The following is an 11,700-nucleotide window of genomic DNA, read 5'->3' as shown; positions in this document are numbered from 1 at the left end:
CAGGGGCGATGGAGTGGCGTGAAGTGTTCTCCAGCGCAGGTTTTCGACCGTACCCCGGGCTGGTGATTCCGCCCACACCGCAGCGATCCCAAGGAGCCGCCCGCCTCCCCGGCGCTTACGCTCGGAAAACCCCCTCTTACCGGGCTGCGCGGAGGTTCCCACCCCTATGAAGCTCACCGTCGTCGGCTGCTCGGGCTCGTTCCCGTCCGCGGACTCGGCCTGTTCGAGCTACCTCGTCGAGGCCGACGGCTACCGCGTCCTGCTCGACATGGGCAACGGGGCACTGGGAGAGCTGCAACGGCACTGCGGTCTGTACGATCTCGACGCGATCGTGCTGAGCCACCTGCACGCCGACCACTGCATCGACATGTGCGCCTACTTCGTCGTGCGCTACTACCGGTTCGACGGCGGCCGGTGTGCGCCGCTGCCGGTGTACGGGCCCAGCGGTACCGAGGAGCGGCTGACCACCGCGCACGCCGACACCCCGACCGACTCCGCGATGCGCGACGTCTTCGACTTCCGCACGCTGTCCGACGGCGCCGCCTTCGACCTCGGCCCCCTCCGCGTCACCACCGCGCGCGTGGACCACCCGGTGGAGGCGTACGGCTTCCGCCTGGAGCACGGGGGCGCGGTGCTCACCTACTCCGGCGACACCGGTGAGTGCGCGGCGCTGGACGAGCTGGCCCGCGACGCCGACCTGTTCCTGTGCGAGGCGTCCTTCACCCACGGCAAGGAGGACATTCCGGGGCTGCACCTCAACGGCCGGGAGGCGGGGGAGTGCGCGCGCCGGGCCGGGGCGTCGCGGCTGGTCCTCACCCACGTCCCGCCGTGGACCGACGCGCAGGTCAACCTCCGCGACGCGAAGGCCGCCTACGGTGGCCCCGCCGACCTGGCCACTCCGGGCGCGGTGTACGAGCTGTAACGCGCGCCGCACGGGCGGGGTCCGGAAACCGGCGGTTTCCGGACCCACGTCACGTGTCCGCTTACAGCTTGGTCGCGTCCTCGACTTCCTCCTCCGGTTCCCGGCCCGGAGTCGGCAGGTTGAACTTGATGATCGCGAAACGGAACGTGACGTAGTAGATCACCGCGAACACGAGCCCGATCGGGATGATCAGCCACGGTTTCGTCGCCAGCGACCAGTTCAGGCTGAAGTCGATCAGACCCGCCGAGAAGAGGAACCCGGCGTGCACCCCGAGGGCCCAGGTCACGGCCATGGACAGCGCCGTCAGCACCGCGTGCAGCGCGTACAGCAGCGGCGCGATGAACAGGAACGAGAACTCGATCGGTTCGGTGACGCCGGTGACGAACGAGGTCAGCGCGAGCGAGAGCATCATGCCGGTGACGGCCTTGCGGCGCTCGGGGCGGGCGCAGTGGGCGATGGCCAGCGCGGCGGCCGGGAGGCCGAACATCATGATCGGGAAGAACCCGGACATGAACATGCCCGCGCTGGGGTCGCCCGCCAGGAACCGGTTCAGGTCACCGTGGACGACCTCGCCGTCCGGGTTCGTGAACTCGCCGATCTGGAACCAGGAGACGGTGTTGATGAACTGGTGCATGCCGATCGGGATCAGCGCGCGGTTGGCCAGGCCGAACACGCCCGCGCCGAGCGCCCCGAGCGAGGTGACCCACTCGCCGAGCGCGGTGATCCCGTCCCCGACCGGCTCCCAGGCCAGGACGACGAGGACGCCGACGGCGGTGCCGGCGAACGCCATGATGATCGGCACCAGGCGGCGGCCGTTGAAGAAGCCCAGCCAGTCCACCAGCTTGGTGCGGTGGTAGCGCTGCCAGAGGACGGCGGCCAGCAGCCCCATGACGATGCCGCCCAGCACACCGGGGTTCTGGTAGGCCGCCGCGGTGACCTCACCCCCGTCGTTCCAGGCACCGGTCAGCGGCCCGGTGCCGATGAACTCGGCGCCCTCGGGGCCGTCGATGGGGAACTGGTGGATCACCGAGTAGTAGACGAGGAAGCCGACGACGGCCGCGAGCGCGGTGGAGCCGTCGGCCTTCTTCGCGAAGCCGATGGCGACACCGATGCAGAACAGCAGGGGCAGGCCGAGTGAGGAGTCCAGCAGGGCGCCGCCCGCCCCGCTGAACACCTTGGCGACCGCCTCCCAGCCCAGCCCCTCGGCGCCGAAGACGTCCGGCTGGCCGAGGCGGAGCAGGATGCCCGCGGCCGGGAGCACGGCGATGGGCAGTTGCAGCGACCGGCCCACCTTCTGCAGGCCCTGGAACAGGCGGGACTTGAGCGGGGGCTTCTGCCGCACGGGCGCCGCCGTCTCGTTGGCCGTGGACATCTACTTCCTCCAAGGGGGCACAGAGCGCCGCCCCGGGGGACAAGGGGAGTGAGGACGGCGGTGTCCGGACACCGGGCTGGATACGACGGCACACATGGCCGACGCCGCCCTGGTGGTTTAGACCTGTTGTAACACGCCCCCGCCCCGATGAGGAACCCGCGACGGCGAGCGGGGTGTGAGCGCTTGCGCTGGCCTCCGGGCGGGAACACGTCGGCTCTCTCTCGCTTGGCCTGGAGGTGACGAGTGGTGTAGACCAGTCGTGGGCGCACGGAGCCGGTGATCGCCATCATGGAGTACGGCCCGCGCTGGCGCGCGCAAGCGTGGGCCAACCGTGCGTTAATGTGGCAATCTGACCGCCCGGCGGCTCACAACACCCAGGAGATGCCCCATGGCCAGCAAGGCTGAGAAGATCGTCGCCGGACTCGGCGGGATCGAGAACATCGTCGAGGTCGAGGGGTGCATCACCCGCCTGCGCACCGAGGTCGAGGACCCGGCGCTTGTTGACGAGGCCGCGCTGAAGTCCGCCGGGGCCCACGGCGTGGTCAAGATGGGCACCGCGATCCAGGTCGTCATCGGCACCGACGCGGACCCGATCGCGGGCGAGATCGAAGACCTGATGTAGCGCGCTGACGCGAGCCGTCACGCGCTCACGCGGCGGTGCGGACACACGCTGACGCCGGGCGGGGCGCGTCCCACCGTCACCGTCCGGGGTGGACCGGGGCGGCCGTCCGCGCCGTCCGGGAACCCGCACCGCGTTCGGCCGAACGCGGCGGTACCGCATAGGCTCACCCGCATGTCACGCATCGACGGCCGTACCGCCGAACAGCTCCGCCCCGTCACCATCCAGCGGCACTGGAGCAAGCACGCCGAAGGCTCCGTGCTCGTCTCCTTCGGCGACACCAAGGTGCTGTGCACCGCCAGCGTCACCGAAGGCGTGCCGCGCTGGCGCCGGGGCAGCGGCGAGGGGTGGGTCACCGCCGAGTACGCGATGCTGCCGCGCGCCACCAACACGCGCGGCGACCGCGAATCCGTACGCGGCAGGATCGGCGGCCGCACCCACGAGATCTCCCGCCTCATCGGACGCTCCCTGCGCTCCGTCGTGGACTACAAGGCGCTCGGCGAGAACACCATCGTCCTGGACTGCGACGTCCTCCAGGCCGACGGCGGCACCCGCACCGCCGCCATCACCGGCGCCTACGTCGCGCTCGCCGACGCCGTCAGCTGGTGCCAGGAACGCAAGCTGATCCGCGCCAAGGCCCAGCCGCTGACCGGCACCGTCGCCGCCATCAGCGTCGGCATCGTCGATGGCGTCCCCCTCGCCGACCTGTGCTACGAGGAGGACGTGCGCGCGGAGACCGACATGAACGTCGTCTGCACCGGCGACGGCCGCTTCGTGGAAGTCCAGGGCACCGCCGAGGGCGAGCCGTTCGCCCGCGAGGAACTGAACGCCCTGCTCGACCTCGCCGTCACCGGGTGCGCCCAGCTCGACGGCGCCCAGCGCAAGGCGCTCGCCGAGGGCTGACGGCAACCGTCGCCGCCCCGGGGACGTCCTACCCCGCACGGGCCGTACGCCTCACCGCGTACGGCCCGGCCAGCCCGCCCGAGCCCGGGCCACCGGCACCGGCCCCCGGGGCCACCGGCCGCCGGGCCACTCCCGGACACCGAGAGAGGACCGACGTGCGCCGCATCCTCCGCACCGCCGCCGCCACCGCGCTCGCCGCCACCGCAGCCGTCGGCTGTGGCGCCGTAGACGCCGTAGACAAGGCGCTCGGCTGCGCCAACACCGCCCTCGTCGTCGCCGAGACCGTGAACGACTTCCAGGAAGCCGTCTCCGGAGCGGGTGAGAACCCGGCCGCCGCCCGCGCCGCGCTCGCCCGGATCGACCAGAACCTCGACACCATCGACCAGAACACCGGCGACAGCGACGTCAACGCCGCTGTCCGCGATCTGCGCACCGCCGTGGACAACGCCCGCGCCTCCCTCGACAGCGGCGCGTCCCCCGACCTCAGCGCGGTCGGCACCGCCGCCGACGAGCTCACCGGCGTGTGCACCCCGAACTGACCCGAGCACCCCTGCCCCGAGCGATCCTGCCCCGAGCACCCCTGCCCCGAGCGACCTGCGAGCCCACCTGATGCAGCGACTCATCCTCGCCACCCGCAACGCCCACAAGGTCACCGAACTGCGCGCCATCCTCGGCGCCGCCGGTCTCGCCCTCGACCTCGTCGGCGCCGACGCCTACCCCGAGGTGCCCGACGTCAAGGAAACCGGCGTCACCTTCGCCGAGAACGCACTGCTGAAAGCCCACGCGTTCGCCCGGGCCACCGGCACGCCCGCCGTCGCCGACGACTCCGGTCTGTGCGTAGACGTGCTCGGCGGCGCCCCCGGCATCTTCTCCGCCCGCTGGGCCGGCCGCCACGGCGACGACCAGGCCAACCTCGACCTGCTCCTCGCCCAGCTCGCCGACATCGACGACGCCCACCGTGGCGCCCACTTCGCCTGCGCCGCCGCGCTCGCCCTGCCCGACGGCACCGAACGCGTCGCCGAGGGCCGCCTGCGCGGCACCCTGCGCCACACCCCCGCCGGGACCGGCGGCTTCGGCTACGACCCGATCCTCCAGCCGGACGGCGAAACCCGCACCTGCGCCGAGCTGCCCCCGACGGAGAAGAACGCCATCAGCCACCGCGGCCAAGCCTTCCGCGCCCTGACCCCCGCCCTCCGCGACCTGCTGGGCTGAGGCAACCCGCGACGTCGGCACGGGAGGACTCAGGGGCGCTTGGTGCGAAAGCAGGGAAAGACGGCCTGCCAACCTAAGGGTGGCAGGCCGCCTGGGTGCGGCGGAAGGGATTCGAACCCTCAAGCCCGGTCACGGGCCACAGATCCTAAGTCTGCTGCGTCGCCATTGCGCCACCGCCGCGTGGACCCGCCCCATCGTACTCGGCGGCGGCGCGCGCCGGTCGCAGAGGGCCTACTCCGTCAGGCGTGCTCACCCAGGGCCACAAGCGGGCCGATGGTTACGCCTGAGGAGCGCTGGCGCGAACGTGCCTGGAGGTCAACTGCCGGTGATGCTGAGGTCCTTCAGGAGTTTGGCGACGTGGCCGGTGGCGCGGACGTTGTACAGGGCGCGCTCCACTGTGCCGTCCTCGGCCACGACGATCGTGGAGCGGATGACGCCGGTCACCGTGCGGCCGTACATCTGCTTCTCGCCAAACGCGCCGTAGGCGGCCAGCACCTCCTTGGACGGGTCGCCGACCAGTGTGACCTTCAACGACTCCTGCTCGCGGAACTTCGCCAGCTTCTCCGGCTTGTCCGGGGAGACGCCGATGACCTCGTAGCCCGCGTCCGCGAGCAGCTGGAGGTTGTCGGTGAAGTCGCACGCCTGCTTGGTGCAGCCCGGGGTAAGAGCTGCGGGGTAGAAGTAGACGATGACCTTCCGGCCGGAGTAGTCGGCGAGGGAGACCTGCTGGCCGTCGGCGTCGGGAAGGGTGAAGGCGGGGGCGGTGTCGCCCGGCTGCAGCCGCTCGCTCATCGGGTGGCTCCTTGACGGTGCTGGGTGGGTCGGTCGGAGGCGGCCTGGCCGCCGCCCCCGAGCGTAGCCCCGCGCCGGACGGGGGTGTGGTGGGGCGTCCAAGCGGCCTTGCTGACAGACTGTCCGGCAGGATCAGGTCACATCGAGGACGACGGAGGAGTTGCGGTGCCCGAAGCCAGGACCCCCGCGCAGATCGAGGCGGACATCACCCGCCGCCGGGAGCAGCTCGCCGCGACTCTGGACGAGATCGCGGTGCGGGTGCACCCGAAGACCATCGCCGACGACGCCAAGGCCAAGGCGGCCGCGGCGGTGGACCGCACGGCGGGGCGTGCCTACGTGGCCGTGAACCGCGCGCTGACCTCGGCCCGGGCGCAGTTCGTCACCGAGGAGGGCGCCCCGCGCATGGAACGCATCGTGCCGGTGGCGCTGGTCACCGTCGCGGCGGCGGGCCTGTGGGTGGCCACGGCCCGCCGCCGCTGACGGCGCGTCCCGCGACGCCGGGCACCGCGCCCCCGCGCGGGCGCCCGGTACCGCGTGGTCCGCGCCCGCGCGCGTCGTAGCGGGCGGCGTCGTACGGCCTGCGGCCTCGGCTCGCCGTCCGCTGGCCGGGCCACTGGTCTGGGGTGGGCGGGGTCTGGGATACGGTCTGCGCGTGAGTTCGCATACCCCCGACGACAAGCTGCCCATCCGGATGCTGCACGACCGTGTGCTCGTGCGCACCGACATCCCCGAAGGTGAGCGCCGGTCCTCCGGCGGCATCGTCATCCCCGCCACGGCGGCCGTGGGGCGGCGGCTCGCGTGGGCGGAGGTCGTCGCCGTCGGCCAGAACGTGCGGACGGTCGAAACCGGGGACCGGGTGCTGTACGACCCGGAAGAGCGCGCCGAGGTCGAGGTGCGCGGGGTGGCGTACGTGCTGATGCGCGAGCGCGACCTGCACGCGGTGGCCGCCGAGCGCCTGGAGGGCTCCGAGGACTCCACCGGCCTGTACCTCTAGCACCGCGACCCCTTGTCACCCCACGGCGCCCACCGTCTTTGCCGGCCCGGTGTTCGCGGACAGGACCGCAGGCATGCCGCGCGGTGGTGGAAGGCCGGCCCGGGGGCCGGGGGAGCCCGCCGTCTACAGCCCGTCCGGCGTGTGAGGACATGGCCGCAGACCATGCCGCCCGGGGGCGGAAAGCCGAAGGGGGTCCGGGGGCAGGCCACCGGTTTCGGGATGGGGCGGGGAGGGGCGTCCACGGGCTCGGGCGTCACGACGCGTGCGGGGACGGCGGCGTGCTCCCGGCACCCCCCGCGCTGCCGGACGGCCCCGGGCTGAGCGTCGGCGCGGGAGGCGCCGCCGGGGAGGGGACGGCCGCGTTCGCCTCGTCGTCGCCCGCCCCCGGCCCCACGGCTGGCGGAGGCGCACCCGCACCCGCGTCCGGGCTCGCGTTGCCACCGGTGTCCGGTTCCGGTCGGCCCGCCTCGGTGGGCGGCGCGGGCTCGTCGCCGTCCTCCCCGTCGCCGTCCTCCCCGTCGCCGTCCTCCCCGCCGTCGCCTTCGCCCGGCGTGCCGGACTGGCTGCCGCTGGGGAGCGGGGACGGCTCGGGTACCTCCGGCGAGAGGTCGAACCTCAGCACGGGTTCGTCCGCGAGTGCCGCCCCGGTGTACTGACCCCAGATGCGGGCCGGGAAGCCGCTACCGCTGATCTTCGCCAGGCCCGCCGCCCCGTGCAGGGACTTCTGCGCGCCCGTCTGAGGGTCCTGGCCCAGGACGGCCACGACGGTGGCGAGGTTCGGCGTGTAGCCCGCGAACCAGGCGGCGCGGTCCTTCTCCGCGGTGCCGGTCTTGCCCGCCGCCGGGTGTCCGGCCGTCTGCGCCGCCGTACCGGTGCCGCCCTCGACGACGCCCTGGAGCAGCGCGGTGGCCGCGTCCGCCGCCACCGCCGGGATGGCCCGCACGGGTTCGCGTCCCGGCAGCTTGATCCGCTCGCTGCCCCGGGTGACCTCGGATACCAGCCGGTAGTCCACGCGCTCCCCGTGGTTGGCGAGGGTGGCGTACGCCTGCGCCAGGTGCAGCGTGCTGGGTGTGGCGGTGCCCAGGGAGATGGAGGCCCCGGCGTTCTGGAGGGCCGGGGTGTCCTCGGGGATGCCCGCCTTGACGAGGGTCTTCTTGACGTTCTGAGGTCCGGCGTCCACGCCGAGCTGCGCGAACACCGCGTTCACGGACTTGTCCATCGCCTCGCTGACCGGGATATCGCCGAAGGAGTGGTCGCCCTCGTTCTGCGGGTTGTAGCCGATGGCCCGCCCGTTGTTGGTCACCTCGCGCTTGCTCGTGCCGTCGTAGAGCGTGCTGGGGCCGATCCGCTCCCCGCTCTGCGTCGTCGCACCGCTGGCGATGGCGGCGGCGTACACGAACGGTTTGACCGTGGACGCCGCCTGGTAGTCGGTGCGGGTGGCGTTGTTCGCGTACTGCTGGGTGTAGCCGACGCCGCCGTACATGGCCACCACGTCACCGGTGCCCGGCTCGATGGAGGTGCCGCCCGCGCGGACGTAGCTGTCCACCTCGCGCTCCTCGCTCAGCCTGCTGTACAGCTGTTCCTCGACGGCCGCGACGAACGCGTCCTGCTTGTCCCGGTCCAGCGTGGTGACCACGCGGAAGCCGCCGGTGGCCAGCCGCTCCTCGCTGACGATGCCGTGCGAGGTGAGGTAGTCGCGCACGGCGTTCAGCAGGTAGCCGCGCTGCCCGGACAGCGCCATGGGGGGTTCCACGTCGCGCGGTTGCGGGAACTCCATCGCGTCGCGTTCGGACGCGCTCAGCCAGCCTTCCTTCACCATGCCGCTGAGCACGTACCGCCAGCGGGCGAGGGCACGGTCGCGGTTCTCCGGGTGGGCGACGACGTCGTAGGTGCTCGGGCTGTTGACGAGCGCCGCGAGGTAGGCGCCCTCGGCGGGCGTCAGTTCGGCGGCGTCCTTGGCGTAGTAGGCGCGGGCTGCGGCCTGGATGCCGTAGGAGTTGCGGCCGAAGTAGCTGGTGTTGAGGTAACCGGCCAGGATGTCCTTCTTGCTCACCTCCCGGTCCAGTTTCATCGCGATGATGAACTCCTCCGCCTTGCGGGTGAGGGTCCGCTCCTGGGAGAGGTAGTAGTTCTTGACGTACTGCTGGGTGATGGTGGAGCCGGACTGCTTGCCCTCGCCGCGCAGCATGTTCCACCCGGCCCGGACGATGGCCCCCGGATCGACACCGGACTCGTGGTAGAAGTCCCGGTCCTCGGCGGCGAGCATCGCGTGCTGGGTGGGCTGCGGCACTTCGGCCAGCTTCACGTTCTCCCGGTTGACGTCGCCGTCCTTGGCGATGAGCGAGCCGTCGGAGTAGAGGTAGACGTTGCTCTGGGCGGTGGCCGCCTGGTTGGGCTCGGGGATGGGGACGAGCAGGTACCCGACGACGAGCGCGCCGGAGACGAGCACCACGGAGACGAGGAAGGCGCCCACCAGCACGCGCGTCACGGTGCCGAGGCGCCGGCGCCAGCCGGAGCGGTGGGTGCGCTGGGTGCGCTGGGTGTTCTGGTGGCGACGGCCGGGCGCGGGGTCGTCGGGGGCACCGGAGCTGGCTGCGTCGGCCGCGTCGGACGGTTCTGGTCTACCGGATGCGGTGGACGCGGTGGACGCGGTGGACGCGCCCGCCGCCGTGCCGGAACCGCGCGGCGCGGGTGCGCCGAACGGGCCGTCCGGCTCGTCGCTCAGCTGTGCGGGCACCTCCCCCCGCACATCCCCTTGCCTCCGGCTCTTCGAGCTTTTCGCCCACCAGGTGCGCCATGCCGCAAATCGTTTCATCAACCCCATGTGCTGATAGAACACCGATGCGTGCCGCCTTCCGGGTAACGGCGGCGGGCCACGCCCGGCAAACAATCCGGTGGCCCAGCGTCCCCGGCCCCGCTAAGCTCCCCGGTTCGCCCGCCGCCCGCGTTCACTCGTCCGCGTTCACCCGCCCGCGTTCACCCGCCCGTGTGCGTCCGCGTGCTGAGAGGAACAGCCGCGCCTGCACGCTGTCCGGCTCTGCTCCACGGTGGCCCGCCACAGCTTCCGGCGGTACGCCACCTACCGTGTCGCCACGCTCACCGGCGTCTTCACCAACACCGTCTTCGGCTTCATCCTCGCCTACACCTTCGTCGCCCTGTGGAGCCAGCGCCCGCGGCTCGGCGGCTACACGCTGCCGCAAGCGCTGGCGCTCGTGTCGCTGGGATGTCCCTGTGGGCCGGTCAGTTCTGGTTCACCGGCCAGAGGGCCGCCGGATCACAGTGGGCTGGGCAGGCCAGCAGGTAGACCTCATTGCCGAGAAACAGGCTGTACTCGTCCGCACCCATGCCGTGGCGCTGCTCCGGGCCGCCGGGGAGGCTTGCGAACTCCATGTTCTCGGGCACCTGGCACACGTACACCATCTCGGCTCCGCACGCGCACTGGTATGACTCGGGGAACTGCGCCCAGGACGGTGTACCGCCCACCTTGAACATCTGAGCTCCCCGCCCCGGCCGCACCAGGGCGTCCGTGATGGGCCGCAGCGTCAGCGGGAGCGCGCGCACGACGGGTTCGGGCTCAGCCGTCGGCCGTGTCGCGTCACGCTGGAGCAGTACCCGCCAGAACGGGCGCGGACCGGGTGGCTGCGGAGCGTCCCAGTAGCCGGGTACGAGCCGGCCCCCGTCGGTCAGTCGGGGCTTGGAGGCATCGTCGTGGGTGAGGCAGTGGAAGACCAGAAGGTGGTCTCCGCCGAAAGGGCCGAGGACGTCTGGCAGATCGAGCTGGAAGAACAGCGCCATGCGTTCGCCGCAGAAGCACTCCGGCCACTGTTGTCCTTCGTCGAGGAAGGGCCAGCCGCCGATCGAGTTGCGCGCCGGGCGGTCCAGCGGCTCGCTTCCGACCACGAGCGCGTAGGCGGGCAGGGCGGCCCTCCTCGTGCTCTCCGCACCGCCGTTCGCCGCTGCCTGGCACGCCGCGGGTTCGGCCGGCAGCGGCGGACAGGGCCGAGGCGCGTCCGGTGCCCCCGCAGCGCTGTCGGGGACGGTGCCGAGCCGGGCGAGCACCGAGTCCACAGCCCGGTTCAACGCGTGCCGATCTTCGTGGTAGAGGTGGGTACGCCGCGCATGCTCCTCGTCCAGGTGAGCGAGAGCGGCTATCTTCACCAGCTCGGTCAAGTCATCCGTCCACCGGCCGGTCAGCGGAGCACGCAGCATGTCCCGCATCACCTCATCCACTGCGGGGCGGCGCTGTCCGGCCAGCAGATCGGCCAGCAGGATCCGGGACATCCAGTCCGGCAATTCCCAGTAGAGCTCGGTGAGCCGAGGCACGTCCCCCGGCTCCACCTCACCGCGGGCCGCCTCGACACCAGCTATGTCATGCGCACGCACCAAGCACTCGTACTCGCTGAATTTCGACATGAAACGCAGCCTAACCTCGCTGTGCGTGGGTGGGTTGGTGTCAGCGGGTTGGGTGGCAGCCGGTCTGCGAGGCGGGCGCCACGGGTGTGTGCTGCGGTGTAGCTGGTCAGCCCCGCTTGCGTGCGCCGCGCGTCACGCCGGTGGTGAACGTGTGCCATTCTCCGGCGGTGAAGACCAGGGCGGCACCGGTGCCGAGGTCCTTGCTGTCCCGCAGGGCTACGCGGCCCTCTCCGAGGAAGGCGACCTCGACGCAGTTGGCCTGGCCGTTGCTGTAGCTGCTCTTGCGCCACGCCGCGCCCGTCAGGTCGGAACTCTTCACTGTTCTAGCTCCTTCATCGCTTGCTGGAGGAGACCCCGTGTTTGCTCCTGGTGCCCAGCAAAGCTCCGAACGCTGCGAACCGCACCGTCCTAGCATCTGCTGGTGATTGGCATGCGGGTCATTCGACAGAACGTGCTGCCACCGGGGAGCGTGT

General features: G+C 71.8%; 12 protein-coding genes, 1 tRNA gene and 1 pseudogene. 8 read left to right on the top strand and 6 right to left on the bottom strand.

Annotated features, from left to right (window positions below):
- Window positions 1–166 precede the first annotated feature (166 nt).
- The gene (locus JJV70_RS13890) at window positions 167–922 is read left to right on the top strand and encodes an MBL fold metallo-hydrolase (protein WP_219048188.1); all 756 of its coding nucleotides are present in this window, start codon (window positions 167–169) and stop codon (window positions 920–922) included.
- Between the two features lie 61 nt (window positions 923–983).
- Here JJV70_RS13890 and JJV70_RS13885 read toward each other — a convergent pair whose 3' ends face one another.
- Complete coding sequence (locus JJV70_RS13885; RefSeq protein ID WP_219048187.1) at window positions 984–2,294, bottom strand: PTS transporter subunit EIIC; 1,311 nt, start codon at window positions 2,292–2,294, stop codon at window positions 984–986.
- Window positions 2,295–2,682: 388 nt separating this feature from the next.
- On the opposite strand from JJV70_RS13885, the gene JJV70_RS13880 reads away from it, so the two are divergent.
- From JJV70_RS13880 to rdgB, 4 genes are all read left to right on the top strand, one after another.
- Window positions 2,683–2,916 carry a glucose PTS transporter subunit EIIB gene (locus JJV70_RS13880; protein WP_219048186.1) on the top strand — a complete coding sequence of 78 codons (234 nt, stop codon included), beginning with the start codon at window positions 2,683–2,685 and terminating at the stop codon, window positions 2,914–2,916.
- A gap of 171 nt (window positions 2,917–3,087) precedes the next feature.
- Window positions 3,088–3,816, top strand: coding sequence for a ribonuclease PH (gene rph / locus JJV70_RS13875; RefSeq protein WP_219048185.1), 729 nt, complete (start codon window positions 3,088–3,090; stop codon window positions 3,814–3,816).
- A 155-nt stretch (window positions 3,817–3,971) separates the two neighbouring features.
- Complete coding sequence (locus tag JJV70_RS13870; protein ID WP_219048184.1) at window positions 3,972–4,355, top strand: hypothetical protein; 384 nt, start codon at window positions 3,972–3,974, stop codon at window positions 4,353–4,355.
- A 70-nt stretch (window positions 4,356–4,425) separates the two neighbouring features.
- A complete protein-coding gene (gene rdgB, locus JJV70_RS13865; protein ID WP_219048183.1) occupies window positions 4,426–5,028 on the top strand; it encodes an RdgB/HAM1 family non-canonical purine NTP pyrophosphatase in 603 nt (200 codons plus the stop codon).
- Window positions 5,029–5,124: 96 nt separating this feature from the next.
- On the opposite strand, the gene JJV70_RS13860 is transcribed toward rdgB, so the two are convergent.
- Window positions 5,125–5,208, bottom strand: a tRNA-Leu gene (locus JJV70_RS13860).
- A gap of 135 nt (window positions 5,209–5,343) precedes the next feature.
- Window positions 5,344–5,820: a thioredoxin-dependent thiol peroxidase gene (gene bcp, locus JJV70_RS13855; RefSeq protein WP_219048182.1), complete on the bottom strand. Its 477-nt coding sequence runs from the start codon at window positions 5,818–5,820 to the stop codon at window positions 5,344–5,346.
- Window positions 5,821–5,985: 165 nt separating this feature from the next.
- Here bcp and JJV70_RS13850 point away from each other — a divergent pair, with 165 nt between their 5' ends.
- A complete protein-coding gene (locus JJV70_RS13850; protein ID WP_219048181.1) occupies window positions 5,986–6,300 on the top strand; it encodes a DUF3618 domain-containing protein in 315 nt (104 codons plus the stop codon).
- Window positions 6,301–6,511: 211 nt separating this feature from the next.
- Complete coding sequence (locus tag JJV70_RS13845; protein WP_219048309.1) at window positions 6,512–6,814, top strand: co-chaperone GroES; 303 nt, start codon at window positions 6,512–6,514, stop codon at window positions 6,812–6,814.
- Between the two features lie 253 nt (window positions 6,815–7,067).
- On the opposite strand, the gene JJV70_RS13840 is transcribed toward JJV70_RS13845, so the two are convergent.
- Window positions 7,068–9,551: a transglycosylase domain-containing protein gene (locus JJV70_RS13840; RefSeq protein ID WP_308294814.1), complete on the bottom strand. Its 2,484-nt coding sequence runs from the start codon at window positions 9,549–9,551 to the stop codon at window positions 7,068–7,070.
- A gap of 283 nt (window positions 9,552–9,834) precedes the next feature.
- On the opposite strand from JJV70_RS13840, the pseudogene JJV70_RS22770 reads away from it, so the two are divergent.
- Window positions 9,835–10,038 (top strand): annotated as a pseudogene (locus JJV70_RS22770) (ABC transporter permease); the annotation flags it as partial.
- 16 nt (window positions 10,039–10,054) lie between these two features.
- Here JJV70_RS22770 and JJV70_RS22765 read toward each other — a convergent pair.
- Together JJV70_RS22765 and JJV70_RS22760 are read right to left on the bottom strand one after the other, a co-directional pair.
- Window positions 10,055–11,227 carry a hypothetical protein gene (locus JJV70_RS22765; RefSeq protein ID WP_257573915.1) on the bottom strand — a complete coding sequence of 391 codons (1,173 nt, stop codon included), beginning with the start codon at window positions 11,225–11,227 and terminating at the stop codon, window positions 10,055–10,057.
- Window positions 11,228–11,333: 106 nt separating this feature from the next.
- Window positions 11,334–11,546 (bottom strand): DUF397 domain-containing protein, encoded by a 213-nt coding sequence (locus tag JJV70_RS22760; protein WP_308294813.1) that lies wholly within the window; start codon window positions 11,544–11,546, stop codon window positions 11,334–11,336.
- Window positions 11,547–11,700: the final 154 nt, after the last annotated feature.

This window comes from Streptomyces sp. JJ66 (assembly GCF_019303495.1).
GTDB lineage: Bacteria > Actinomycetota > Actinomycetes > Streptomycetales > Streptomycetaceae > Streptomyces.
The sequence above is the reverse complement of the archived record's forward strand: the minus strand, read 5'-3'. Positions and strand labels throughout refer to the sequence as shown.